The organism is Pseudochrobactrum lubricantis, from assembly GCF_041929865.1.
GTDB lineage: Bacteria > Pseudomonadota > Alphaproteobacteria > Rhizobiales > Rhizobiaceae > Pseudochrobactrum > Pseudochrobactrum saccharolyticum.
Genome location: NZ_JBHEEE010000001.1, coordinates 194967 through 219961, shown reverse-complemented (window position 1 = coordinate 219961; position 24995 = coordinate 194967). Strand labels below are relative to the sequence as shown.

The window sequence follows — 24995 nt, the reverse complement described above, 5'->3', positions numbered from 1 at the left end:
TTCACGTTTTATGAACCTTTGCTGAATGTCAGAGAGCAGAGGTCTTATGAGTATAGTAAAATCCGGCCGTTACTAAGCCGGTTTGCTGGCGAGAAATGCAGCACGCGCGACATCCTCTACCTGATGATCCTGTAATGTGCTGGTTGCAATGCGCACGGCTGCCAGCGGGCGGACGGAGAATTTGGAACCCGGTGCCACGGCAATATTGCGGGCGGCCAGCGTAATCAGTGCAAATTGTTCGGATTCTACCGGCATCAGACAGCACAGACCATGATTGTCCGGAATGTTTTTGCCGTGAGCGGCCAATGCCTGCTGAAAACGGCTGGCACGCTGCCGGTAAATCTGCTTTGCCTGTTCCAGACTATGTTGAGTTGCCTCATCCTTGAGCAACCACGCCACTGCTGACTGCAGAATGCGGCTTGTCCAGCCGGAACTGAAGCTACGATAAGACTGGATTTGTTCAACAAGGCTGGCTGAGCCGGAGAGAACTGCCAGACGCAAATCAGGACCTAAAGTCTTGGAATAAGACAGAATATGGACCACCCGATCAGGAAAACGTGCGCCGAGTGTCTGCCGTGGAGCCATGGCAATATCGGCAACACCGTCATCTTCAATGATGAGTGTATCATGCCTTTCCAGAACATCACCCAATGCCATCAGCCGTTCTTTGCTCATGCAATGGCTGGTCACGGAATGAACCCGTGGTTGAAACAGAAACGCGGCAGGTTTCTGCTCCAGAGCAGATGCCAGAGAAGAGGGGAGCGGGCCCTGATCGTCACAGGTGACAGGAATGATTTTAGCACCGAAATCTTCAAGAATATCAAGAAGGCGCATGGCTGTCGGATCTTCAATGGCGATGGACGATCCGGGCGTTACAAGGGCATGAATAAGCGTATAAGTGGCATTATAGCCGCCATTGGTGGCCAGAAAGGCTTCCGGCTCATAAGGCCAGTCGCGGCGCACGGCCTCTTCAAGCTCAGGTAATATACGTACACGCTGATAGCTGTTGAGACCATCCGCCTGCGCACCATGGCGCAAAGCCTGTTCCAGCGATGGCAGTAAAGCTGTGTCCGGTATGGCCATTGAAAGATCCAGCACATCATCGCCGTAATTGCCGAAGCTCATCAATCGTGCCGGTTTTGCTGCAAAATGATCGCCGCTGACCCATGTGCCGTTGCGGCCTTTGCCATTGATAATTTTGAGCTTACGCAATTCGCTCAAGGCCTCGGAGATGGTGGCGGGGCTGATCCCCAGAACATAAGCCAGATCACGGATCGGCGGTAATTTAGTGCCGACCGGCAAGGCGCCGCGTCTGATTAATCCTGCCATGTCGCGGGCAATGCCGCGCATCGTGCGGTCTTCAAGGTGGCGGGCAAACCACTCGCTGGAGAAATCAGGCACCATAACTATTTATCCAATTTAATGTTCAGTAACATAATAACGTTTGATCGGTTCAATTTGAACATTTAACTTCATTTGTACAGAGGAAATTTTGAGGGAATATTTATGCCGGTTAAATTGCGTATCGCTGTGCGTGACTGGGATTATCTGACGCCGCTGGCTTTGGGCGATGTGCGTTCTGAAAAGCTTGATGTGATTGTAGATCGTGTGGGCACGCTGGTTTCTCATCCGGGAGAAGACGAGGCTCATGAAGCGTCCGAAATGTCATTCAGCCGTTACGTTTCTTTGCGTGATGAGGGTGATACCAGCATTACCGGCATTCCGCATTTCATCATGCGCGGTTTCCGTCATCGTTGCATCATCACCAGTACAGACAGCGGTATTACCGGTTTTGAACAGCTGAAAGACAAGAAGATCGGCGTCACCGGCTGGCGTGATTCCGGCAATACATGGACACGTGCAGCACTGCGCCGTCATGGTATCGGGGTTGAGGATGCCTATTGGTATGCAGGCCGCCTGACAGAAGCACATCCGGTTACAGATCGTCTGGACGGTTTTGGCCGTGCAGGCCGGATTGAAGCCATGCCGGGCGAGCAGCCGATGATGGATGCCCTGCGCGAGGGTGTGCTGGATGCGGTATTCACACCCTTTATGCCGGACGGTTATTTTGGCAAAAATTCCGGTTTCCGTCAGGTGCTGGCCGATTTCCGCAGTGCAGAGCTGGCCTATTATAATGATGTCGGTTACGTGCCGGGCATGCATTTGATGGGTATCAAGCCGGAAATTCTGGCAGAACATCCATGGGTGGCGCAGGAGCTGAGCGAGCTCTTGGATGAAAGCCAGCGTGTGTGGACAGCAAAGCGCCGCAAATATGCGGAAACCACGCCCTGGATGCTCGATGAATTGCTGAAATGTGCACAGGATTTGCCGGAAAACTGGAATGTCAGCGGTATCGCCGCCAATGAGGCGATGATCAATGATTTCGCTGAGGAATTGCATTTGCAGGGTATTTTGCAGCGCAAACTGAGCGTTGAAGAACTGTTTCCGTTTTATGCGAACAAGGCGTGATTGCGCCAGCCAAAGCGTATCCCGAAAAGTGCGAAGCGGTTTTCGGATAAGATACGCGTAAAAACAAACAGACAGAGCATTTCCTGTCATGGAAGATAAGCTGGAAATGCTCTGAACTATTGGGAGAGTGAGATGAAAAAAACTATACTGGCAGCTGCTGTATTTGGCAGCGTTTTTGCACAACAGGCTTTGGCCGAGGATGTGAAAATTCCGGAACAGGCATTGAATGAGGCGCTGCGCGCCCGTCTGCCGGAAGACATCATCAAGGCCGGCGTTATTAATGATGTGAATTCCGGTTCCTTCCCTCCTTACCAGATCATCAATGGTAAGGACGTGAACGGCGCTGCGACGGACATGACCGATGCACTCGGTCAGCTGCTCGGTATCAAAATCACCCATTCGACAGTCAGCGGCCTGCCATCGGTTCTGAGCGGTATTTCTGCCGGACGTTACCAGCTTGGCTTTGGGCCGAACGGTGACTTTCCGTCCCGTCAGGGTGCCAATGATTTTGTCGACTGGGTGCGTGAATATGTGGTTTTCGCGGTGAAGCACGGCAATCCGGAAGGCATCACATCGCTGGATACAGCCTGCGGTAAGCGCATTGCTGTAATGGCTGGCGGTTCGGCTGAAAAAGTGATCAAGGAGCAGAATGAGAAATGCACCGCAGACGGCAAGCCGATTGAAGTGCAGTCTTATAATGACCAGCCAAGCTCCATTCTGGCTGTGCGCTCTAACCGTGCCGATGCGTTCTTCTCATCACAGGCACCTCTGACCTATTTTGTTCAGCAGTCCAATGGTCAGCTTGAACTGGCTGCAACCGGCCAGAAAAACGGCTTTGATGACCTGTATCAGGGCGCAGTTCTGCCGAAAGACTCTCCGCTGAGCGAAGTATTCCGTGACGGTATCCAGATGCTGATCGACAACGGCACCTATGCCACGATCATGAAAAAATGGGGTCTGGAAAAGAACATGATTGACAAGGCCGGTATCAATCTCGCCGGAAAGACCGCACAATGAGTGAGTTGCGTGGTTCAGGCGCAGCCGTGGGTGATGTCGAACGTTTCGACGTCGCCCGTGCGCGCGCACCCTTTCCGCTGAAACGTGTGATCCTGTGGGCTGTTGTTCTTGGTGTGGCATTGGATTTCGGTATTATTGTCGCCAATAATCCGAATTTCGGCTGGCCGGTCGTTGCCGCTTATTTCTTTGATTCCACGGTGATGGAAGGGCTGTATATCACCCTCAGTCTGACTGTTGTGGCGATGATTATCGGTGTTGCACTTGGCCTTATTCTGGCAATTGCCCGCATGTCGCAGGACAGGCTGGCAAGCTCGCTGTCCAATCTGTTCATCTGGTTCTTCCGCGGCACACCTCTGCTGGTGCAGCTGATTTTCTGGTACAATCTTTCAACCTTGTTTCCGAAAATCTCGCTGGCTATCCCGTTCGGCCCGACACTTGTCAGCTGGAATACCAATGATCTCATCACGCCGCTGACTGCTGCCATTGTCGGTCTGGCGCTGAATGAAGCCGCCTATATGGCGGAGATTATCCGTGGCGGTCTGTTGTCTGTTGATAAAGGGCAGGGCGAAACCGCAGCCGCTTTCGGTATGACACGGGCACGCGCTTTGCGTCGTATCATTATCCCGCAGGCCATGCGCTCTATCGTGCCGCCGACAGGGAACCAGCTGATCAGCATGATTAAAGCGACATCACTTGTCAGTGTTATCGCCATGGCCGATCTGCTTTATTCCGTTCAGTCGATCTATAACCGCACATTCGAGGTTATCCCGATGCTGCTGGTGGCGGTTGTATGGTATCTGCTGATCACATCCGTGCTGAATGTCGGGCAGAGTGCGATTGAACGTCATTATAACCGTGGTGAACGCGGCGATGCGGTCAAAGACGAAGCACCGGTTCAGATACAGGAGAATGCATGATGGATAAGAGCACCACTATGCAAAAACCTCTTGTTCATGCCCATAATGTGCACAAAGCCTTTCACGGTATTGAAGTGCTGCGCGGCATTGATTTGGAAGTACGCTCCGGCGAGGTCGTGGTCATTCTCGGGCCTTCCGGTTCGGGCAAATCCACCTTCCTGCGCTGTATTAACCGGCTTGAAACCATCGACAAAGGTTCGATTTTTGTCGATGAGCAGCAGATCGGTTATAAATATAAAAACGACCGCCTGCTGCCATTGTCAGACCGTGCTATCGCCAAACAGCGCAGCCAGATCGGCATGGTGTTCCAGCAGTTCAATCTCTATCCGCATATGACTGTTTTGCAGAATGTGATTGAGGCTCCGGTCGGAGTTCATGGCCGCAGCAAAAGCGAGGCTATAGAAACGGCCAAGGAATTGCTGGCGAAAGTCGGTATGTCCCACAAGATCAATGCCTATCCGCGCCAGCTTTCCGGTGGTCAGCAACAGCGTGTAGCGATTGCCCGTGCACTGGCAGTGAAGCCGAAACTCATCCTGTTCGATGAGCCGACTTCAGCGCTTGATCCGGAACTGGTGGGTGAAGTTTTGACAACCATGCGCAGCCTTGCTGATCAGGGGCAAACGATGATCGTGGTAACCCACGAAATCGGCTTTGCCCGTGAAGCTGCTGATCGTGTGATCTTTATGGATGGCGGCAAGGTGGTTGAAGAGGGTACACCGGAAGAGGTGATCGAAAATCCTCAGCATCCGCGTACCCGCAGCTTCCTCAGTCGTTTTATCTGATAAAAAACAACACGCCGGAGACAAAACCGGCGTGTTTTGCATATATAGTGCAGTAGTTTGAGTCTCTGACCGCAATGCAGCATGCCTGCCGATAAATATTACAGGAGATCCCGTTATGAGGACGGGAGCAGACCATGACACAGTCCGATAATTTCGCCCGTATCGCCGATCTTGAACCACGCCGCAGCGCATTGGAAGAAATACGCCATCATCTCCATGCCAATCCTGAATTGTCTTTCGAAGAAGAAAAGACCGCAGCCTATGTCGCTGAAAAGCTGGAAGGCTGGGGCTATGACGTTACCCGCAATGTCGGCGGTCACGGTGTTGTCGGCCGGCTGACTGTCGGTACCGGAGGTCGCAGCGTTGCGATCCGTGCCGATATGGATGCGCTGCCAATTCTGGAGAAAACCGGCCTGCCTTATGCAAGTACAGTGGCCGGTAAAATGCATGCCTGCGGTCATGACGGCCATACAACCATGCTGCTTGGTGCGGCTGAACATCTGGCACGGACACAGAATTTCAACGGCACTGTGACACTGGTGTTCCAGCCTGCTGAAGAAGCCGGTGAAATCAGCGGTGCACAGGCAATGATCGCGGACGGTCTGTTCGAGCGCTTTCCGTGCGATGCGATTTTCGGCCTGCACAATCATCCGGGTGCGCCGGAAGGCACTATTCTCACCCGTTCCGGCCCGATGATGGCCGCGGCTGATACGGCCTATATCAAAGTCATCGGCAAAGGCGGCCACGCCTCCCGCCCGCATCTGACCGTTGATCCGGTGATGGTCGCCTGCAGTCTGGTGATGGCTTTGCAAACTGTGGTTGCCCGCAATGTCGATCCGACTGAAACAGCGGTGATCACTGTCGGCACAATTCACGGCGGCGAAGCATCCAATGTTATTCCTGATGATGTTGATCTGGCTGTGAGCATCCGCTCTTTCTCACCGGTCGTGCGTGAGCTGCTGCAAAAGCGCGTTTGCGAACTGACTGAGCAGCATGTGGCAGCCTATGGTGCAACAGCTGAGATCAAATATGAGCTGGGCTATCCGGTGGTGGTCAATTCCGATGCGGAAACCGCTTTTGCGACGGAAGTTGCGCGTGAGCTGATCGGTGATGCCAAGGTTTCAACCTGTCCGTTGATCCCGGGTAGCGAGGATTTTTCTTATTTCCTCCAGCACAAGCCGGGCAGTTTCTTGCGTCTTGGCAATGGCATGGATTCAGCCGTGCTGCATAATCCGAAATATAACTTCAATGATGCAAATCTGCCGGTTGGTTCTGCCCTCTGGGCACGACTGGCTGAACGTTATCTGGCTGCCGGTGGTAATAGCTAAAGCATGTCTCCCAAAAGTGGGCACCGGTTTTGGGATAAAGACATGCGTTAAAACAAAGAAATAGAGCGGGTGCAGTGGATCCGATTACATGCAGAACGCTCTTGCAAAACGTATCTGAGAGATAAAAAGGTGGTTCGCCACCTTTTTATATGCACTTCTATCATTATTTCTTGCGGCTGGTGCAGGCTTCATATCCGTTGGCAAAGAGACGTCCGGCACGCATACCGATCATGCGCGGCATGTCCGCCAATGTGGCGGCACCTATAGAATGTGCCATAGCGATTGTTGCCTGAGCACAGATCGCAGCATCTTCCGCAGCATTATGATGATGAAAGCTCAGCCCAAGATAATCAGCAAGAATATTCAGCTTGTGTGACGGCAATTGCGGCCAGACCTTTTGTGCCATTTTGACGGAACACAGATAATGCAGTTCGGGATAGCTCAGCTGATATTGATCCAGAGATGCACGCCAGACACTGAAATCAAAAGCAGCATTATGAGCAATCATTGTTGCTCCCGTAAAATCATCGGCGAATTCATCCATCACTTCCGGAAATTCTCCGGCATCTTCCACATGCTCCGGACGAATGCCGTGGATGGCAATGTTGAAAGAGGAAAAACGCATAGTTTTCAGCCGGATAAAGCGCTCTTCAACCCGCACGACCTGACCATCTTCAATCCATGCCAGACCGACAGAACAGGCGCTGCCACGTTGCTCATTGGCAGTTTCAAAATCAATTGCAATGGTTTTCACGGGATGCTCCGGCACTGTCTGTATGTGTTGTTACTGGAGAATAATAAGCGCATGGTCAAGAACCGGAGCTGCTGATGGCGGTAAAGCCGTCAAATCGCACTCCATTCCTCCATTCTCTCGCGAATGAGATTACGCAGAATGGGGAACATCGGCGGCTGGGAACGGCCGGATAGACGAATGATGGCGAATTGCGACGTGTCTGAAACCGGACGCACAGGAACTTCCACCAGTTGTCCTGATGTTATCAGTTCATGTGCCGGTGCGATAACGCCGTAATAAATGGTTTGACTGCTCAATGTAGTCTGAAGCAACCCGTCAATCGCGTCGGAGTGGAAAGTTACGCTCTCATCGGGATGGGCTTCCGGCCCGTAGATCGCGACCATATTGCGTATCTGCTCCGGTGCGAGGATGGTGGTTGCCAATGGCCATGGCCGCAGATCAGAAAATTTGACTTGTTGATTTTGCAGCAAGGGATGCCCCTGACTGACCAGAAAACCTGTGCGCAATGCGGGCAGCATTTCAATATGCAGATCTGCGGTTATCGTCACACCTCTGATCTCCACGACCAGCATGTCCAGAGTTCTCTCCCGCAATGCCTGCACCTGCAGCGGAATGGAACCGCGCATCAGCAGAATATGCAAAGACGGATTGGTGGTTGAAAACCGGCTCAGAAGCGGCGCTGTGAGCAGGGCGCTTGGTGTTGACCCAAGTCCGATCCTGATCCTTCCCGCACTGCCTTCATGCTGCTGTTTGACCACACGATAAAGCTCTTCTGTCTCGAATAATACGCGGCGTGCATGGTCGAGCACCACATTGCCAAAAGCCGTGACTTCACAGCGCTTGCCGATTCTATCAACCAGCTTCATCCCCAGCTCGGCTTCCAGTTGCGCAATGCTGCGCGACAGTGCCGGTTGGGTGAGATGCGCATGTTCCGCTGCCCGTGTGAAAGAGCCTTTCTCAGCAAGCGCAATAAAATGTCGTAATTGCTGAATGTTCATGAAACTTTCCTAAACTGGTATGCCTGTTATGCATGATTATCAAATTTACTATGCATTGGACAAATGAAAATGCACCTCGTAGCTAACATCGGTAATGGTTTTTAAGTCTAGGAGGGTGGAGTCATGAAAAACATCAGAACGCTGATTGAGCGCGATGTTGAGGAGTTTGTTGCGCTGAGGCGCGATCTGCACCAGCACCCTGAACTGGCATTTAACGAAATCAGAACCGGTGGCATTGTCGCTGATCTGCTGGAAAAATGGGGCTATAAGGTTGAGCGCAATATCGGCACGACCGGTATTGTCGGCCAGTTACGCAGCGGTGACGGCTCAGCGGCCATTGGTCTGCGTGCGGATATGGATGCGCTGCCGATTTTGGAAGCAACCGGTCTGCCTTATGCCAGCGTCAATAGTGGTGTGATGCATGCCTGTGGGCATGACGGTCACACAACAATGCTGCTCGCCGCTGCAAAAGCGCTGGCCGAGCGCCGCAATTTCAACGGTACTGTTAATCTGATTTTCCAGCCTGCTGAAGAATATGGCCGGCCTGATAGCGGTGCAGCCCGTATGGTTGCTGACGGCTTGTTTGAAAAATTTCCGTGCGATGCCGTGTTTGGTATTCATAATATGCCGGGTTCCCCGCAAGGCCAGTTGCAATTTTATGACGGGGCGATGATGGCATCGTCCGACAGTGTTTCCATCAAGATCACCGGTCGCGGCGGCCATGGTGCGCAGCCGCATACAACGGCTGATCCGATTGTTGCAACCGCTGCTATCGTAATGTCTTTGCAGACTGTTGTCGCACGAAATGTTAATCCGCTGGATGCCGCTGTCGTTACCGTCGGTGTTATGCAGGCAGGTATGGCGAATAATGTCATTCCTGAGACTGCACAGATCGAACTGACGGTGCGCTGTTTCAAGCCGGAAGTCCGCGATCTGCTTGAAGACCGTATTCGTGATCTGGTCGCCACGCAGGCACAGAGTTTCGGCGTTAAAGCCGATATTGATTATGTTCGCGGCTATCCTGCCTTGCAGAATTCCACTGAAGAAACTGAGTTTGCACGTGAGGTCGGTCAACGCTTTGCCGCTGAGGGTAATTTTGTTGCGCAGACCACCCCGATGACCGGCAGTGAAGATTTCGCCTTCATGCTCGAAAAACGTCCGGGTTCTTATATTTTCCTCGGAAACGGCGATCAGCCGGGCCCTGTGAGCCGTGCGCTGCATAATGACGGCTTCGATTTTAATGACGCGAATATCGTTGAGGGAGCCGCCTATTGGGTGGCCTTGACGGAGGAATTTCTGAACGGCACCACAGGCCGTAAAGACTAAAACTATTATATCTGTTGGAGGATAACCATGAGCGCTTCTGTTATGCACGCGCCGCATACGGCTTCGGACGATCTGTCCGGCCAGTCTGAAAAACCACCGGTCAAGGCAATTGCTGCGGCCGTTGCCGGTAACGCCCTCGAATTTTACGATTTCATCGTCTATTCGTTTTTCGCGGTTTATATCGGGCAGACCTTCTTCCCGCTCGGCAGTGAAACAGCAAGCCTTCTGGCCTCGGTTGCGGTTTTCGGTGTGGGCTTTTTCACCCGTCCGCTTGGCGGCGTTCTGATTGGTGCTTTCGCGGATAAAGCAGGGCGTCGCGCTGCAATGATCCTGACCGTGACGCTGATTACCGTCGGTACCTTGGGTCTCGCCGCAACACCAAGCTATGAAACCATTGGTATTGCCGCGCCGATCATCGTTCTGCTGTGCCGCCTGTTGCAGGGGCTGGCACTTGGCGGTGAAGTCGGACCGGCATCGGCTATGCTTATTGAAGCTGCACCACGCGACAAGCGCGGCCTTTATGCCAGCTGGCAGATTGCCAGTCAGGGTATCGCCGTTGTTGCCGGTGGCCTGATGGGCGTGCTGGTGTCATGGTATCTGCCGCATGAAGATCTGGTGTCATGGGGCTGGCGTATTCCGTTCCTCGTCTCGCTGGCACTTATTCCGATTGCGCTTTATATCCGCCGCGCTTTGCCGGAAACTCTGGAAAAGCCGAGCGATAAAACCGGTACGCAGATTGTGACTTCGGTCTTCTCTGATCACACCCGTTTTCTGGTACTTGGTATTCTGGTGATGATCTCCACCACCGTGTCGACACAGGTAGGCAACTACATGACCACCTATGCCATTCAGACCCTGAAACTGCCGGCAACACTGGCGCAGGCCGGTACAGTGCTTGGCGGTACGATGACTTTCATTTTCGCCCTCGTTGCCGGTTATCTTGCTGATAAATACGGCCGTAAAGGCGTGATGATCTGGCCGCGTATCGTGCTGATGATCGTTATTATCCCGCTGTTCTTCTGGCTGTCGGAATCCAAAGATGCGACTGTGCTGCTGATTGTAACCGCTGCGATTACACTGCTCACCTCGATGACAGGTGCTGCAAGCCTTGTGGCAATCCCTGAGATGATGCCGATTGCTCTGCGTGCCACCGGTGTTTCCCTGATCTATGCGATCGGTGCGACATTGTTTGGCGGCACCACACAGTTTATTATCACATGGCTGATCGGCATTTTTGGTGCTGTGGCACCGGCTTATTATGTGGTTGCAACCAGTGTGATTTCGCTTGTGGCAATGTTTATGATGCCGGAAACCCGTAATTTTGACGTTAAACGTTAAAAGATCGCGCATTTGAGAATGGACAGAATGGCTGGCATTGTTTAGCCATTCTGGCTCACAAGCGGGCGGTGATGCGGTGTAAACCGGTCACCGCTGCTTTCATGACTGTTGGTTACGCAATAGCGGTATCTCAAAGGTGTAAAATAGTTGAAACAGCGTTTGCGCGCCGTACTCGATGAAATCGAGGCTGAAATCAAAGATACCGGTATCCGTGGCAAAGTCGCTGATTATATTCCGCCTCTTGCACAGGTTGATCCCGCGAAATTCGGCATATCCATTATGCTTCATGACGGCACGCTGATTTCTGCCGGTGACGCTCAGGAAAAATTCTCTATCCAAAGTATTTCCAAAGTGTTTGCTCTGGCGCTGGCTCTGGGCAAAAGAGGGGATGGCATTTGGCAGCGTGTCGGCCGCGAGCCTTCAGGCGATCCTTTTAACTCCAGTGTCTTGCTTGAGTTGGAAAAAGGACTGCCGCGCAACCCGTTCATCAATGCCGGTGCCATTGTTATCTCGGACATTTTGCTGAGCTCGCATCAGCCGCGTGAAACGATCGGCGAGATTGTACGTTTTGTGCAATCCATCGCTGAAGACGACGATATTTATATTGATGAAGTGGTGGCAAAAGCAGAAGACCGCACCGGCTTCAATAATGCGGCGCTGGCCAATTTATTGAAAGCCAACAAAAATCTCGACAATCTGCCTCCTCATGTTCTGGGTGTGTATCACCACCAATGTGCCTTGGCGATGTCCTGTGAGCAACTGGCGCGGGCAGGGCTGTTTCTTTCTGCATCCGGTCGCAATCCTGTCAGCAACCACCGTATTGTCAGTGTGGAACGGGCCTTGCGTATCAATGCGCTGATGATGACCTGTGGTCACTATGACGGCTCCGGCGATTTTGCATTTCGTGTCGGCGTGCCAGCCAAAAGCGGTGTCGGTGGCGGTATTCTCGCTATCGTTCCCGGTATTTCATCCATTGCTGTGTGGTCACCGGGCTTGAACCAGCACGGCAACTCGCTGCTTGGCACACGGGCTTTGGAAATCCTGTGCCGCCGCATGGGCTGGTCTGTGTTCGGGAGCTGAAGCGACATTCTCTGTGAGATTTGCATCGGGCAAAAACGAAAAACCTTACTCCTGAAGGGGACTGACACAGAAGCTTCGTTTTGAAACCGGATTGCGCCAGCATTTTGTTGCATCGACATGGCGAAGTCCGGCTGTTGTTACCTCGTTGAGTAACCACGTACCATCTCTTTGATAGACGACGCTGCGGTCACCGTCGGGCCATACATAGACTTCGAGCCTGATCTGACGGCGTTCTTCTTTGAGTTGCCCGTCAGCTTGGTAGAATGAAAATTCACGGCATATCTTGTCGGAATAGACAGACCCACGGTCATCCTCAACGCGGCACTGCACGCGGTTATGGGAATATAGTCCCTTGCTCCAGTCGGTCAGCAATTTCCGGTTTGCCTGACAAGCCTGCTCAATATTGTCCATGCAGCCCATGTCATAGGCTCTGGAAGCTTCTGATATCATGTCACCTGAATTTTGCAGATCGTCAGGTGTTACAGAGGCTGCGCTGTCGGGGTTATCATGCGCCTCCAGCAACATATTTCCGTATTTGAGGCAGGCCTCGCCATCTGTCGTCTTCATGTAAGGATGAAAACATCCGTTCCGATAGGCTATAGCGGCTTTTTGTAAATCTGCTTCTATACCAAGTCCTGAGGCATAGATATTTCCGGCCAGTTTGCATGCATAGGGAGACAGCCCCAGATCGGCAGAATTGCAGGCAAATTCCGACCATTGCAGTGCACTGGCATAGCGGGTCTTCTGACTTAGTGCGAATTTGGCTGCATCATAGCAAATACGCACATCCGCAAGTCTTTCGTTGGCGTGAGTAACCTGATATCCGCACGTCTTGGTGTAGACATCCATCGCGGCGTTAACTTCACCGGCAGAGCTCAAACTATCTGCTAAGGAAAGGCAGGTACTGGCGGGGTTGTCATCAAAGCGACAACCGGTACGCAGCACGGATAACAGAGTGACGCTTTTGTTTTCCTCAGGTGACTGATTTGTCTCCGGATTATTTTGCGCTTTTGTAGCGATAAGCGATGCTAATGTCTGACAGCCATTGATATTTTCATTATTACACGCATTCGCCAGCATTGTTTCAATATTGTGTACCTGATCCGTGCTTTCCAGAGAAGCATAGGCGGATACCGCAGCGCTGCACGCCTGCGGACCGTTGGACGTTTTGTCTGTCATGCATGTCATAACAAGCGTGTCGTAGAGTGTGCGCTGGGCAGGTTTTGCCGTTTCGAGATTTGGATCAAGCGCAACACCAAGATTGTCACAAATGCTGTCCTTGTCAGACTGTCCGGCGCACAACTTGATTGCTCTGGCAGCTGCCGCATTCCGGTCTTCAGCAGACCAGTGATCAGTTAGTTTGGATTGTACCGCACAGGCTGCCGGATCACCCGCGATACAGCCGCGTTCAAGCAAACCTTTTGCTTTTGCAATTCTTGTATCCGTGAGTGGCGGCGTTTTGTTTGCCTGCAGAAAATCCCGATATTTATAATAAGCGGGTTTACAGTGCACAATATTGGGTTGTTTCGGGCCGGGCGTACAAATTTCTTCGGTCAATGATCCGAGTGAATAATTCTCGTCGGCTGTTGCAGATGTATATTCACCACGGGCTTGCACAACATATCCGAAGGCATCAGGAACTTCTTCACAAGCCCATGCAATACCGGATCTGCATGCTGTGAGTTTCGCGGTAAAATTCGATGCGGCCTCTGCAAGCGTAGGCTTTGTATAAGTTGCGGTGCCGCGGGCAAGCAGAATGCAGCTCACAGCCTGACGTGCGTCGCAGCCCGGCTTGGCAAGTTCAGGCAGTACAAGATCTTCAGCATTGCCGGTGCCGCCCTCGACCGCGCGAAACTGCGCATTCTCCAATGTATTGTCTGTGCGGTTGATCGCCAGCTGACAGCCGCGTATGTCTCCGCCCATACAGCCCATCAGAGCGTAATGTGTAACCTTTGCGGGTAAAGTGCCGTCCGGATCTTCTATATTGTAGATCGCTTCAGCATAGCTGCTGCAGGCTTCGTTCAATCCCAGATCGCAGGCTTTCTTAAGATTAGCTGCATCTCCTGTCTGCTCCATCAAGTTGCGGGCAGCAGCAAGACGGTCGGAGACAGAGGCAAAGCGATCATTCTCTCCCTCTGAAAATTCCTTTTCATTTTTTACTAATGCTTCAATGAATTCGGTGCCTGTTGAGCATTCGCTGTTTTCGGGAAGATCACTGGCGCGCCCCAAAATATTCCCGCTTGCCCGAATATTCAGCAGGCCAAGTGAAAGCGCATATTGACCGTCAGCCAATCGGTAAGCGGCCATGGACGGGCGATATTCTTTCAGAGGGACGGCTTGCTTGTTCAAAGCTGTTAGCGTGTCTGTTTTAACCGCGATCAGATGGCAGGTATTGGGAGGAGCCTGAAAACTGTGACCGCTGTCAGAACGCTTGGTGAAATCGCAAAAATGACTGATTTTTTCTACAGGCACAAAACCTGTTGCACGTTGCAGGCCTGTTCCGGTTGCATAGTCGATTGCAAAATAGGGTAGATTATCTGCCCCGAAAGTGACGTCCTTTAACCGAACCTCTTCGCCCGATTTCAACATATGGGCAGGGGATTTCCCCGGAGCAGCCATCACTGATGTGGCTTCGCATATGTGTCTGGTACTCAGTTCCTGATAGGGAGGTAAATTTTGGGATAGAGCAGAATGAGTGACTGTGAAAACCGACAGTAGCAGCACCAGTAAGCGCACAGCTTCTTTTTTGATCCGGCTTATACTGATCACTCTGCAAATCATCATGCTTCCTCCGCAATAATTCCGACAATACAATGCCGGAATACATGCTTCATGTAACATAGATAATTATGATCTGAATATATTATCCTCGCGCGATCAAGCACATGCGGAGTTCACAACTCAATGACCTGTCTGCTCACTCTGGCCTGTTCTGCAGTCAGCGCCATCAGATGACTTGTGACTGATTTTTGAGCGGCGGTTCTGATTTCATGTCCATAAGGAGCACGTAGCGCAGTGGCGAAATCTTCCATCAATCGCAGATCGCCGCCCATATGATCACCGGCAAGTGTTTCAATTTGAATTGTAATATCCGGCCGGTCATCAAAGAATTTAATCGCCAGACTGCCGTCTTCAAAGCAACCGGTCAGTTCTCCCTCGCTGCCGCCGATATGAATATGGCGTTCGGTGCGCTTGTTGAAGGCATGAACTTCAAAACTGGCTGTAATATTATTGGTAAATTCAATACCGACAATCTGCCGGTCAACCACTGTATTGTCGCTGTGATAAACGCAGCGGCCATAAGGCCCGTTACGGATCGCCTGCGTGCGTGCCTCAAGACTGGTGTCAACGGAGATCATGGAAACCGGCCAGCCGGTATGTTCACCCAGATAAATCCGGCGTGCGGAATATGGGCATGTCATTTCCACCAGACAGCCATCGAGACAACGTTTCGCAGCGCCTTGCGGGGCATTTTCCGGAGTAAATTGTTTCAGGCTGCCGAAACTGGAAATACGTAAAGGCGTTTCATCCGTCAGCCAGTGCAGAATATCCATATCATGGCTGCATTTCGCCAAGATTAGCGGACTGCCGTCTTCTAAGCGCCGGAAATTGCCGCGCACATAACTGTGCGAATGATGATAATAACCGATATTTTCGGAAGCGCGGATACTTTGCACAGTCCCGAAAGTCCGGTTTTCAATCAGCTCTTTGATTTTAGCAAAGAACGGTGTGTAGCGCAGCACATGGCAGATCATCAGAAAGCGCTGGTTACGATCGGCGGCTTCCGCCATGCGTTGACAGGCTTCAACCGTGGAAGCCATCGGTTTTTCCAGCAGCACGTTGAATTTGCGATCCAGAGCGGCAACGGCAATAGTTTCATGATCCTTGTCGAGATTGGCAACCACAACTGCATCAATACTTTTGAACGCGTTGAGCATGGTGATACTGTCTGAAAAGCAGTTCTCCGGCGCAATGCCATGCTTGCTGGCAAATGCAGCAACCGCATCCGGTCTGATATCGCAGACGGCGGCAAATTTCATAAGATGCGGGTTTTTCAGGGCAATATCGCCATAGGCATTGCCGCGATAACCGGCACCGATAAGAGCAACCTGCGGGATCTGTGTCATAATGCTATCCGCTTTAACCGGAAAAAATGCGGAGCTTTAGAGCGCTGTATATCGAATAGATACACAAGGCTGCAGGCTCCGCAGTCTGGGGGTGAAGGTGTAATGGTTATGATTTGCGTGCGCCGACCAGCTCATCCCACTTTCGGAAAGCCTGCACCATTTTTTCCGGTTTCAGCGGCAGCTCAATCGGATTATTGGCAATCAGATCATCATATTCAGGCCGGCCGAATTGCTTGATAATGTCCTGACTATGCTGTGGTGCCATGGATAGCGGCACATTTTTCACCGCAGGCCCCGGATAGAGCGAGCCTTCATTATAGGCAAAGGCCTGTGCTTCCGGTGTGAGCAGGAAGGCCATAATATCCAGCGTCACCGCCAGAACATCCTCTTTCACGCCTTTCGGAATACACATGAAGAAGGCATCAGAAACCCAGTGGAAACCTTTCAGTGTGGAGATTTTCGCTGTCTCCGGCACAATGCCGACCGCACGCGGATTAATGTCCCAGCCGGTGGTGGTCACGATAATATCGCGTGAACCTTCGCCGAACTCTTTCATAGTTACGCCGGTACCCGCCGGATAATAATCAATATAATCACCGAGTTCCGCGAGATAGCTCCATGTTTTCTCCCAGCCGTTGATCGGATCGGTCGGGTCTTTGTCACCGAGAATATAAGGCAGCCCCATCATGAAGGTGCGGGCAGGGCCTGAATTTGTCGGACGGGCATAGAGGAAACGGCCCGGATTTTCTTTTGCCCAGGCCAGCAGTTCTTCTGCACTTTCCGGTGCTTTTGCCACACGCTCCGGTGCATATTCGAGCAGCGGGCCCGAAGGGTAATAGGTGACAACCACACCGTAACCGGCACCCTGAATTTTATGCAGGTTCAGGGCTGCGGGCTCGTAATTGGCCTCAATATCAGGGAAAGTTTCATTAAATTCCGGCAGGATTTGCATCCACGTGTCTTCGACAAGACCGGCTGCGAGACCGTCACTGCCGGTCAGTACAAGATCAATATCAACGCGGTTGCTCTTTTGCTGTACTTTGAGCTTGCCGGCCAGTTCGGTCACCGGTGCTTTCAGGAACACAATACGGGAAACCTTATCCGGATTGCGCTCGGCATAAAGTTCAAGCGCAGGCTGGACGAGCGACAAAGCCCCGCCGACATCCATCAGCTTCACTTCGACCGGTTTGGCAGGTAGCGGCATTTTGCGAGCAAAACTTAAGCCGCTTCCAGCCAGAAATGCGGTGGCAGATGCACCTGTAATCAGCACGCGCCGGTTCATTCTCAGATCATTGATTTTCATCCTGTTCCCCTTTTTTATTTTTATAGGTAAAGCGGTTTTGATGCTTATGCGTCATGCTCCGGAAAGGTTGCTTTCCGTATAAACAGATCAGATGTCCATTCGATGAAACTCACAGGCTGCTTAATGCCTCGGGCAGCGAGAACAGGCGCCAGAAGTGCCTCAACATTACCGGATGCCATGCGCACTGCTTCATCAAAGGAGGCAATGCCCCATGTCACAAGATTGCGCACGGCCTGATCGAGACACAGCGTTGAACCGGCAAGACCGGCGCCATTCGGATTTTTGACCATGCCATTGTCATGGCGCTCAATCCGCATATCCGCGAAATGATAAAAGCCTGTCTCCGCCGCTGCTGCGGAAACCGCATCGGTTACCAAAACGGAGCATGAAATCCCCTTCGCCCGTATCATTACTTTGAGCGCTTGCGGCGGAATATGGAACCCGTCGGCAATGAAGCAGGCGGTGAGGCGATCTTCAGCAAGCTGGGCAAACAGCGGATTATCCAGCTTTGGCATATGCTGCGGCAGGCCATTGCCGAGATGGGTGGAAAGACTGGCTCCGGCCGAGGCTGCTTGAGCCGCAGTCTCAAAACTACAATCAGAATGGCCGATAGCTGTGAGAATATTGCGGGCCTTCATCGCTGCAATAAATTCTTCAGAACCGGAGAGTTCCGGCGCCAGCGTCACCAGCAGGATCGGTGTGGTGATCCGCGCCTGCAAATTATCAATCAGGTTGGCATATGGTGGTGTCATAACGCCAGCCGGATGGCATCCGGCAAAACCCTGTTGCGGATTAAGAAACGGCCCTTCAATATGCAGGCCTAAGCACATCAGACGGCCAAGTCTGCTATGCTGAATGGCATTATCCAGCACTTGAATACGCTGCAGCAATACATCCGGTGCCGCAGTGATAAGCGTCGGCAAACAGGCTGTGACACCTGTCGCGCGCATAGCTTCTAATGCATGGTCGAGTTCAGATGCGGTAAGCTTACCGGAGTTGAAATCAACACCGGCAAAGCCGTTAACCTGAAGATCAGTTAAGCCTTTGGTGCGCATGATAAAAGCGATGCTGATTGTGTGTCGAGCAAAGCCACAGTGTTGTTGTGGTTCTGCAAGATGGATGCCGGATGAAGCGGCGTTACTGATCCTTCAAGGGCATTTTTAACAGCCTGCGCCTTGCGTTGATCCGGCACGGATAGAATGATCAGGGACGATTTCATAATCTGTTTAATGCTCATGGAGATAGCCTGAGCAGGCACATCTTCCAGTGTGGCAAACCAGCCTTCACCCATTTGCTGGCGACGGCAGGCTTCGTCCAGATCAACAATAATATAAGGTTTTTCAGTCTCGAAATCGGCAGGCGGGTCATTAAAAGCCAGATGGCAATTTTCGCCGATACCGGCAAAGCAAACATCAATGGTTTCACCCATGATCAGCTCGCTGAGCCTGACGGTTTCTGCTTCCGGATTATCTTCGGCGTTGATTTCGTGAAGTGTGACTTTACCGCCGAGCGGTTCAACAACGCGCTCAATCAGATAGCGGCGAAAGCTTGCCGGATGGCTCTTTTTCATGCCGACATATTCATCCAGATGAAAAGCGGTGACTTTGGACCAGTCAATATCCGGTTCGCGGATCAGTACTTCCAGCATTTCAAACTGGCTGGCACCGGTAGCAACAATAATTGAGGCTTTCCCCTTGTTGCGCAGTGCCGATCTGATGGCCTCCGCACCACGTTTTGCCGCGGCCTCTCCCAATTGCTGTTTCGTGTCGAAAACACGTATTTCCACGCCATTCTCCCCGTTTTAAAAGGCAAAGCATCAGCATTCCCGCGCATGACGCAGGCTGCAAAGCTCTGATTGTAAGGCTGATCGGTAATGTCGCTTTTTTAAGCTGACAATGACCTCTGCCTCCTCCTGATTAAAAGAATACACCTTCATTTTAGGCTTGCAAGTTATTTTTGAATAATATTATTCAAAATAATAATATGGGATGAGTTGCTATGCAGAATTTTCAGAATCTCCGCTTTTCCGATGCGCATCAGCGTGATTGTGCCCGTGTTGTCAGTAGTCTGCTGGAGGCGGATGGACAGTCCCGCGCCAGCCTTGCGGCAGCGCTTGATCTGACATCCATGACAACCTCCCGCATTATCGCGGATTTGCTGGATAATGGTTTTGTAACGGAAGACGTGGCGGAAAGGCGCGGACGCGGGCGCCCCGGAACACTTGTACGATTGAATGCAAAGCGGGTCGGTTTCACTGTTATTAAAATGACCAGCTATCTGGTGGAAGGCGCTTTGCTGGACTTGCAGGGTAATATTCTTGCCTCGCAGACAAAGCGTTTGAATGATGATGCGGATAATCAGCAGATGACGGTTTTTCTGCAACAAATGATACAGACATTGCGGGCTTCACAACCGGATATGATGGTGCATGTCGGCACGACAATTCTCGTGGCCGGTATTGTTGATGTTAAAAAACGGGTCTGGCTGATTACATCCCGCTGGCCGCAGGTGCGGGATTTTAATCTCGCTGAAGCCTTGAACCCTGTTACGCCGCTTGTCTGTTTGTTCCGCCAGCTGGATATCGAGCTGGATGTACATTTCAAAGCAGAGACTACGCCGGTCAATACAGCCGCATTATTGCATTGGGGCTGGGGGATCGGGCTTGCCTATTGTTCCCGCGATGTCGCCAGCATTGCCCATCAGGGGCCTTTTGGTGAGATCGGCCATTGGCGTTTCGATACATTACAGGATCGCCCTTGCGGTTGCGGAAACCGAGGTTGTCTGGAAACAGCCGTTGCTTTGCCGGTCTTGTTGCAGCAACTGGGGCTGGATGAGCTGATAGGTTTGGGGCAAGAGCAGGATATCGGCGGATATTTGCAGGATGCATCATTTGCAGATCATGCTGATATGCAGCTGGCAACGCGTCTTGTGGCGCGGGCACTGGGCAATATGTGCCGCATTTTGTTTCCTGACAGAGTGTATCTGACAGGGCCGTTTACTTCTAATCAGGCTGTTTTTACTCAGCTATGCAGTCAGTTTCAGGCAGAAGGGCTGGTTGGTGCTTTAAAACTGCCCGATGTGATTATGGTGCAAACCGAAAATCAGGACATTTTGCACAGCGCTATTCGTCCGTTGATTGAGAGCGCTCTCGGAAACTTACCCGCCATTGCAGCGGGAGAATTATAGCGTATCCCGAAAAGTGTGAAGCGCCTTCGCGGGGAAATCAGTCCACCGGACTGATTTCTAAATCCCGCTTCGATCAGATAAGATACGTGTTGAAACAAAGAGTTAGAGCGATTTTACCGTTTAAATTTTAACGGTAACCGCTCTAAACCCGCCGTCAGATCATATGCTCTGACGGCGGGTGTATTTTTAATTGTTAGACTGTTTGGCGCGGGCAACAATCTGTGTCGGATTGACAAAGCGCAGTGCCAGCAGCAGCCATACCAGAGTTGTAATCATATAGATCACTGCCATGGCATCAATAGACTGGACTGAGCGTACACCCGAGGCAAAAACGGAATAGTAGAGCGCCACAACAAGGGTCTGACTGGTTGGTCCTGCGGTGAGGAATGTCAGCTCAAACATGGCAACTGTGCGGACAAGCACCAGCAGCAATGCAGCCAGAATGCCGGGTAACAGCATCGGCATCAGTACATAGCGGAACAGCTGGAATTTATTCGCACCGAAGACATGGGCGGCGGCTTCCACTTTCGGATCAATCTGTTCGATGAACGGGATCATCACCAGAATAACAAATGGAACAGTCGGCACCAGATTGGCCAGCACAACGCCCCAGAATGTCCCCCCGACACCTGCCTGATAGAGCACAGTTGCCAGCGGAATACCAAAGGTGATTGGCGGTACCAGCAAAGGCAGCAGAAACAGCAGCATCACCAGATTGCGGCCGGGGAAATTGCGGCGCGCCATCGCATAGGCTGCCGTAACGCCGAGCAGACCGGACAGAGCCACAACTGTGAAGACAATCTGGAAGGTGACAATCAGCACATCACCGAGCTGGAACTCCCGCCATGCAGTGAAGTACCACCGTGTTGTCAGTGCCTGCGGCAGCCATGTGCCGAGCCAGCGCGTTGAAAAGGACGAGAGCACGACTGTTGCGATCATTGCCAGCAGGTTGATGACAAAAAAGGCAACAATGACCCAGACGGCGGTGATCCATAATTTGGATCCGATAGAGGTATCTCTGATCATATTAGCCTTTACCTCCGCTGGTCGCGCCGCGATAAAACAGACTGCGTATGCCAAGGACTGCCGCGACAATAGCGAGCTGCACAGTGGCCATAATCATGGCAACAGCGGATGCCATTGAATAATCATATTGCTCAAAGGCTGCCTGATAGGCGGCAATGGAAATGACGCGTGTCGGCCCTGCCGGAGCACCAAGCAACACGGCGGAGGGGAAGACTGCGAAGGCCAGCACAAAGGACAGGCAGAAGGTAATTGCCAGTCCCGGCATCAGCAGCGGCAGAAGGACGTGGCGGAAGCGCTGCCAGCTTTTGGCGCCGTGAGTTGCTGCCGCCTGTTCCAGCGCCGGATCAATGCCGGTGACATAAGACAAAGTGAGCAAAAAGGTGAAAGGAAAGCCGGTAATAATCAGCGATGCGAAGACGCCCCAGTAATTATTGGTCAGCTTTAAAGGGCTGTCGACAAGGCCGATAAACATCAGCGTGCGGCTAAACCAGCCCTGAGGCCCAAGGTAATTGAGCAAGCCTTCGGCCACCAGTACCGTGCCTAATGTGACCGGCAGAACAAGAATGGTGGTGAGCAGGCGCTGACGGCGCATCAGCCGGACACGGAATGCCACCGGCACAGCAATCAGCAGGCTGATCAGCGTGACAGGGATGGCCAGCCACAATGTCGTTCCGATGGTTTTATACAAAAACGGATCGGAGAAGAATTTGATATAATTGGCAAACATACCTTCCCCCTCTTGCGGGGTGAAGGAGAGCAGCAAGCCATAGATGAACGGATAGATAAAGACCCCCAGCAGGAAGATAACCGCAGGCAGAACCAGCATGGTTGTACCGTCGATCCCTTTGACGGCGAGCCTTTGTCGTAATGACAGTTTTTCAAGATCGGAAGAGGTGTTCATGTGTCACCTCACGCCGGAAACACAAGAGCACGGGCAGGGTCGATAGCCAGCGCGATAGCGCTGCCCGGTGCTGCATTCGCTGAAGCGTGAAACACCAGTTCATGTGCATTATCTGTACTGGCAGTGCCGACAAAATCGCGGCCGCGATATTCAATAGTCTCAACTTTAGCCAGAATATTTGATTGGATGGTTGATGCGTCTGCGGCTGTCGTGCTCACATCATCCGGTCGCACTGCAAGAACAGCATTTTGCCCGACGGTCAGCGGCACCCGTGCGGTGCCGGATATATGGGCATTGCCGATATCGAGTGTCACCTTGCCGTTCTGTTCGGCGATAACTTTACCGGAGAGGCGGTTGCGGTAGCCCATGAACTCAGCGACATCCAGATGATCCGGATGTTCATAAAGTTCGACCGGGGAACCGACTTGCCGGATCTCACCATCGCGAAGCACCACAATCCTGTCGGCTAACGACAGCGCTTCGTCCTGATCGTGGGTCACATAAATTGTTGTGGCACCAAGCTGATTATGAATGCGGCGGATTTCAGCACGCATTTCCAAGCGTAGCTTGGCATCAAGATTGGACAATGGTTCGTCCATCAGAACCAGAGGCGGTTCAATCACAATGGCACGGGCAATGGCAACACGCTGCTGCTGGCCGCCTGATAGCTGCCCCGGCAATTTGTCTTCCTGACCATGCAAGCGTACCATGGCAATGGCGGCTTCCACACGGCTGTTCATTTCCGCTTTGGGGGTGCCGCGCATTTTCAGGCCGAATCCGACATTCTGACGTACAGTCATATGCGGAAACAGCGCATAATTCTGAAACACCATGCCGAAACCGCGATCTTCCGGTTTCAGGGTGTCGATACGGGTCTTATCAATAAAAATACCACCACCCGTTGTCGCGAGCAGTCCGGCGATACAGTTCAATGCTGTGGATTTTCCGCAGCCGGACGGGCCGAGCAGGGCAATAAACTCGCCTTTTTTGATCGAAAGGGAGATGCCTTTTAATGCCTGATGAGCTCCGAAAGACCGGCTGAGCTTTTCAAGCCGGATTTCCTCAAAGGGTAGTGACGCAAGTTGCATGGAATACCTCATTGCCGGATGTCACCTGAAAGGCAGATGACATCCGTCGTTTACCGGTTTTATTTTGGCTGGCTGGCGACTTCTTCGTCCCAGCGGCGGAACGCAACGACCATGGCATCCGGATCAAGCGGCAGCTCCACCGGATTATTGGCGATCCAGTCGGCATATTCTGCGCGGCCATATTCCGCGATGGCATCCTGACTGGATTGCGGTGCCATGGAGAGCGGTACATCTTTGACCGCAGGACCCGGATAGAAATAGCCTTCATCATAGGTATAAGCCTGCTGCTCAGGGGTGAGCAGGAAGCTCATCAGATCGAGCAGAACAGCGAGTTTTTCATCGCTGACACCCTTCGGCACGCTCATGAACTGCGCATCGGCAACCCAATGGAAGCCATCCAGTTTGGCAACGGCTGCCTCTTTAGGCACGACGCCAAGCACGCGCGGATTGATGTCCCAGCCGGTTGTGGTCACAGTCATATGACGGGTGCCTTCGCCAAGCTCTTTCATCAGAGCGCCGGTGCCGGTCGGGTAATATTCAACATATTTATGCAGCTCTTTCAGATAAGCCCATGTCTTATCCCAGCCTTTGACCGGATCGCGCGGGTCTGTATCGCCGAGCAGATATGGCAGTCCCATCAGGAAGGTGCGGCCGGGGCCGGAATTGGCCGGACGGGCATAGGCAAATTTATTCGGGTTTTCTTTCGCCCATGCGAGCAATTCTTCCGCATTGCTTGGTACTTTTTTCACATGCTCAGGCATATATTCGAGCAGCGGTCCCGACGGATAATAAACGACTGCAACGCCGTGATCCTTGGCAAAGGCCTGCATGCGCCATGCCGGTTCCAGATAAATGGATTGCAGGTCAGGTAAGGCTGCGGTGTGGTCAGGAAACAGCTTGACCCACAGGTCCATTTCCAGTCCGGCAGCCAGCGCATCTGCGCCGGTCAATACCAGATCAATATCGAGACGTTTGGCGGCCTGCTGCGCTTTCAGCTTGCCCGGAAGTTCGGGTGCCGGTGCTTTGGTGAAAGTAATTTTTGAAACCAGTTCCGGCTTAGCTGCAGCATAATTTTCAATTGCTTTCTGGGTCAGCGCCAGATTGCCGGCGACATCAACAATGTTGATTGCGACCGGCGATGTCGGCAGTGCCAGTTTGCTCTGTGCCCAGAGCTTTGTTGCCGGAAGTGTAGCAAGAGCTGCCAGACCACCCAATGTCTGTCTGCGTGTGAAATGCATGACTGTTCCTCCCCGTTGATTTTATTGGTTGTACGGCCTGCCTCCTCAGAAAGGCCGTTCTTTTATTTTAATATATTAGTCTATCAATTTTGCAGGGCAAGCAAAAAATATCCCGTT

The 24995-nt window shown here is 52.1% G+C and carries 21 protein-coding genes; 9 read left to right on the top strand and 12 right to left on the bottom strand.

Annotated features, from left to right (window positions below):
• Positions 1-72: 72 nt before the first annotated feature.
• Positions 73-1404: an aminotransferase-like domain-containing protein gene (locus JNC80_RS00915; protein ID WP_376709214.1), complete on the bottom strand. Its 1332-nt coding sequence runs from the start codon at positions 1402-1404 to the stop codon at positions 73-75.
• A gap of 102 nt (positions 1405-1506) precedes the next feature.
• Here JNC80_RS00915 and JNC80_RS00910 point away from each other — a divergent pair, with 102 nt between their 5' ends.
• From JNC80_RS00910 to JNC80_RS00890, 5 genes are all read left to right on the top strand, one after another.
• Complete coding sequence (locus JNC80_RS00910) at positions 1507-2469, top strand: substrate-binding domain-containing protein (protein ID WP_376709213.1); 963 nt, start codon at positions 1507-1509, stop codon at positions 2467-2469.
• A 132-nt stretch (positions 2470-2601) separates the two neighbouring features.
• A complete protein-coding gene (locus JNC80_RS00905) occupies positions 2602-3486 on the top strand; it encodes an ABC transporter substrate-binding protein (RefSeq protein WP_075654301.1) in 885 nt (294 codons plus the stop codon).
• The gene (locus JNC80_RS00900; RefSeq protein WP_151158515.1) at positions 3483-4403 is read left to right on the top strand and encodes an amino acid ABC transporter permease; all 921 of its coding nucleotides are present in this window, start codon (positions 3483-3485) and stop codon (positions 4401-4403) included. Before JNC80_RS00905 ends, JNC80_RS00900 begins: the two co-directional genes overlap by 4 nt.
• Positions 4400-5185 carry an amino acid ABC transporter ATP-binding protein gene (locus tag JNC80_RS00895; RefSeq protein WP_376709212.1) on the top strand — a complete coding sequence of 262 codons (786 nt, stop codon included), beginning with the start codon at positions 4400-4402 and terminating at the stop codon, positions 5183-5185. The genes JNC80_RS00900 and JNC80_RS00895 overlap by 4 nt, the downstream gene beginning before the upstream one ends.
• Positions 5186-5319: 134 nt before the next feature.
• Positions 5320-6513 (top strand): M20 aminoacylase family protein, encoded by a 1194-nt coding sequence (locus JNC80_RS00890; protein WP_376709211.1) that lies wholly within the window; start codon positions 5320-5322, stop codon positions 6511-6513.
• Positions 6514-6676: 163 nt separating this feature from the next.
• Here JNC80_RS00890 and JNC80_RS00885 read toward each other — a convergent pair whose 3' ends face one another.
• The gene (locus tag JNC80_RS00885; RefSeq protein ID WP_376709210.1) at positions 6677-7267 is read right to left on the bottom strand and encodes a 3'-5' exonuclease; all 591 of its coding nucleotides are present in this window, start codon (positions 7265-7267) and stop codon (positions 6677-6679) included.
• An 89-nt stretch (positions 7268-7356) separates the two neighbouring features.
• On the bottom strand, positions 7357-8265 hold the full coding sequence (locus tag JNC80_RS00880; protein ID WP_116086726.1) for a LysR family transcriptional regulator: 909 nt from the start codon (positions 8263-8265) through the stop codon (positions 7357-7359).
• A 123-nt stretch (positions 8266-8388) separates the two neighbouring features.
• Here JNC80_RS00880 and JNC80_RS00875 point away from each other — a divergent pair, with 123 nt between their 5' ends.
• From JNC80_RS00875 to JNC80_RS00865, 3 genes are all read left to right on the top strand, one after another.
• Positions 8389-9591 carry a M20 aminoacylase family protein gene (locus tag JNC80_RS00875; protein ID WP_376709209.1) on the top strand — a complete coding sequence of 401 codons (1203 nt, stop codon included), beginning with the start codon at positions 8389-8391 and terminating at the stop codon, positions 9589-9591.
• 27 nt (positions 9592-9618) lie between these two features.
• Positions 9619-10929 (top strand): MFS transporter, encoded by a 1311-nt coding sequence (locus tag JNC80_RS00870; RefSeq protein ID WP_022709539.1) that lies wholly within the window; start codon positions 9619-9621, stop codon positions 10927-10929.
• 147 nt (positions 10930-11076) lie between these two features.
• Positions 11077-12009 (top strand): glutaminase, encoded by a 933-nt coding sequence (locus JNC80_RS00865; RefSeq protein ID WP_116086730.1) that lies wholly within the window; start codon positions 11077-11079, stop codon positions 12007-12009.
• 45 nt (positions 12010-12054) lie between these two features.
• On the opposite strand, the gene JNC80_RS00860 is transcribed toward JNC80_RS00865, so the two are convergent.
• The 5 genes from JNC80_RS00860 to JNC80_RS00840 all read right to left on the bottom strand — a co-directional run bounded on the left by JNC80_RS00860 (position 12055) and on the right by JNC80_RS00840 (position 19225).
• Positions 12055-14793, bottom strand: a complete 2739-nt coding sequence (locus JNC80_RS00860) for an SEL1-like repeat protein (RefSeq protein WP_376709207.1) — start codon at positions 14791-14793, stop codon at positions 12055-12057.
• A gap of 110 nt (positions 14794-14903) precedes the next feature.
• Positions 14904-16136, bottom strand: coding sequence for a Gfo/Idh/MocA family protein (locus JNC80_RS00855; protein ID WP_376709206.1), 1233 nt, complete (start codon positions 16134-16136; stop codon positions 14904-14906).
• Positions 16137-16242: 106 nt separating this feature from the next.
• A complete protein-coding gene (locus JNC80_RS00850) occupies positions 16243-17424 on the bottom strand; it encodes an ABC transporter substrate-binding protein (RefSeq protein WP_116087215.1) in 1182 nt (393 codons plus the stop codon).
• A gap of 59 nt (positions 17425-17483) precedes the next feature.
• Positions 17484-18494, bottom strand: a complete 1011-nt coding sequence (locus JNC80_RS00845) for an N-acetylglucosamine-6-phosphate deacetylase (RefSeq protein WP_376709205.1) — start codon at positions 18492-18494, stop codon at positions 17484-17486.
• Positions 18476-19225: a glucosamine-6-phosphate deaminase gene (locus JNC80_RS00840; protein WP_376709204.1), complete on the bottom strand. Its 750-nt coding sequence runs from the start codon at positions 19223-19225 to the stop codon at positions 18476-18478. Before JNC80_RS00840 ends, JNC80_RS00845 begins: the two co-directional genes overlap by 19 nt.
• Before the next feature lie 212 nt (positions 19226-19437).
• Between JNC80_RS00840 and JNC80_RS00835 the strand changes: the two genes are divergently transcribed.
• Positions 19438-20625 carry an ROK family transcriptional regulator gene (locus JNC80_RS00835; RefSeq protein ID WP_376709203.1) on the top strand — a complete coding sequence of 396 codons (1188 nt, stop codon included), beginning with the start codon at positions 19438-19440 and terminating at the stop codon, positions 20623-20625.
• A gap of 186 nt (positions 20626-20811) precedes the next feature.
• Here JNC80_RS00835 and JNC80_RS00830 read toward each other — a convergent pair whose 3' ends face one another.
• Genes JNC80_RS00830 through JNC80_RS00815 form a run of 4 tightly spaced genes read right to left on the bottom strand, consistent with a single transcriptional unit; the run spans position 20812 to position 24878 of the window.
• Positions 20812-21651: an ABC transporter permease gene (locus JNC80_RS00830; protein ID WP_022710252.1), complete on the bottom strand. Its 840-nt coding sequence runs from the start codon at positions 21649-21651 to the stop codon at positions 20812-20814.
• A gap of 1 nt (position 21652) precedes the next feature.
• A complete protein-coding gene (locus tag JNC80_RS00825; RefSeq protein WP_075654311.1) occupies positions 21653-22552 on the bottom strand; it encodes an ABC transporter permease in 900 nt (299 codons plus the stop codon).
• Positions 22553-22560: 8 nt separating this feature from the next.
• On the bottom strand, positions 22561-23640 hold the full coding sequence (locus JNC80_RS00820) for an ABC transporter ATP-binding protein (protein ID WP_376709202.1): 1080 nt from the start codon (positions 23638-23640) through the stop codon (positions 22561-22563).
• 59 nt (positions 23641-23699) lie between these two features.
• Positions 23700-24878, bottom strand: a complete 1179-nt coding sequence (locus JNC80_RS00815; RefSeq protein WP_116086744.1) for an ABC transporter substrate-binding protein — start codon at positions 24876-24878, stop codon at positions 23700-23702.
• Positions 24879-24995 lie beyond the last annotated feature (117 nt).

Bases quoted from the DNA above. Each gene is read 5' to 3' on its own strand.
- JNC80_RS00855 (WP_376709206.1), bottom strand. From the start codon at position 16,136: ATGACACAGATCCCGCAGGTTGCTCTTATCGGTGCCGGTTATCGCGGC.
- JNC80_RS00845 (WP_376709205.1), bottom strand. From the start codon at position 18,494: ATGCGCACCAAAGGCTTAACTGATCTTCAGGTTAACGGCTTTGCCGGT.
- JNC80_RS00880 (WP_116086726.1), bottom strand. From the start codon at position 8,265: ATGAACATTCAGCAATTACGACATTTTATTGCGCTTGCTGAGAAAGGC.
- JNC80_RS00915 (WP_376709214.1), bottom strand. From the start codon at position 1,404: ATGGTGCCTGATTTCTCCAGCGAGTGGTTTGCCCGCCACCTTGAAGAC.
- JNC80_RS00820 (WP_376709202.1), bottom strand. From the start codon at position 23,640: ATGCAACTTGCGTCACTACCCTTTGAGGAAATCCGGCTTGAAAAGCTC.
- JNC80_RS00895 (WP_376709212.1), top strand. From the start codon at position 4,400: ATGATGGATAAGAGCACCACTATGCAAAAACCTCTTGTTCATGCCCAT.
- JNC80_RS00815 (WP_116086744.1), bottom strand. From the start codon at position 24,878: ATGCATTTCACACGCAGACAGACATTGGGTGGTCTGGCAGCTCTTGCT.
- JNC80_RS00835 (WP_376709203.1), top strand. From the start codon at position 19,438: ATGCAGAATTTTCAGAATCTCCGCTTTTCCGATGCGCATCAGCGTGAT.
- JNC80_RS00870 (WP_022709539.1), top strand. From the start codon at position 9,619: ATGAGCGCTTCTGTTATGCACGCGCCGCATACGGCTTCGGACGATCTG.
- JNC80_RS00890 (WP_376709211.1), top strand. From the start codon at position 5,320: ATGACACAGTCCGATAATTTCGCCCGTATCGCCGATCTTGAACCACGC.
- JNC80_RS00825 (WP_075654311.1), bottom strand. From the start codon at position 22,552: ATGAACACCTCTTCCGATCTTGAAAAACTGTCATTACGACAAAGGCTC.
- JNC80_RS00905 (WP_075654301.1), top strand. From the start codon at position 2,602: ATGAAAAAAACTATACTGGCAGCTGCTGTATTTGGCAGCGTTTTTGCA.
- JNC80_RS00910 (WP_376709213.1), top strand. From the start codon at position 1,507: ATGCCGGTTAAATTGCGTATCGCTGTGCGTGACTGGGATTATCTGACG.
- JNC80_RS00875 (WP_376709209.1), top strand. From the start codon at position 8,389: ATGAAAAACATCAGAACGCTGATTGAGCGCGATGTTGAGGAGTTTGTT.
- JNC80_RS00900 (WP_151158515.1), top strand. From the start codon at position 3,483: ATGAGTGAGTTGCGTGGTTCAGGCGCAGCCGTGGGTGATGTCGAACGT.
- JNC80_RS00830 (WP_022710252.1), bottom strand. From the start codon at position 21,651: ATGATCAGAGATACCTCTATCGGATCCAAATTATGGATCACCGCCGTC.
- JNC80_RS00860 (WP_376709207.1), bottom strand. From the start codon at position 14,793: ATGATGATTTGCAGAGTGATCAGTATAAGCCGGATCAAAAAAGAAGCT.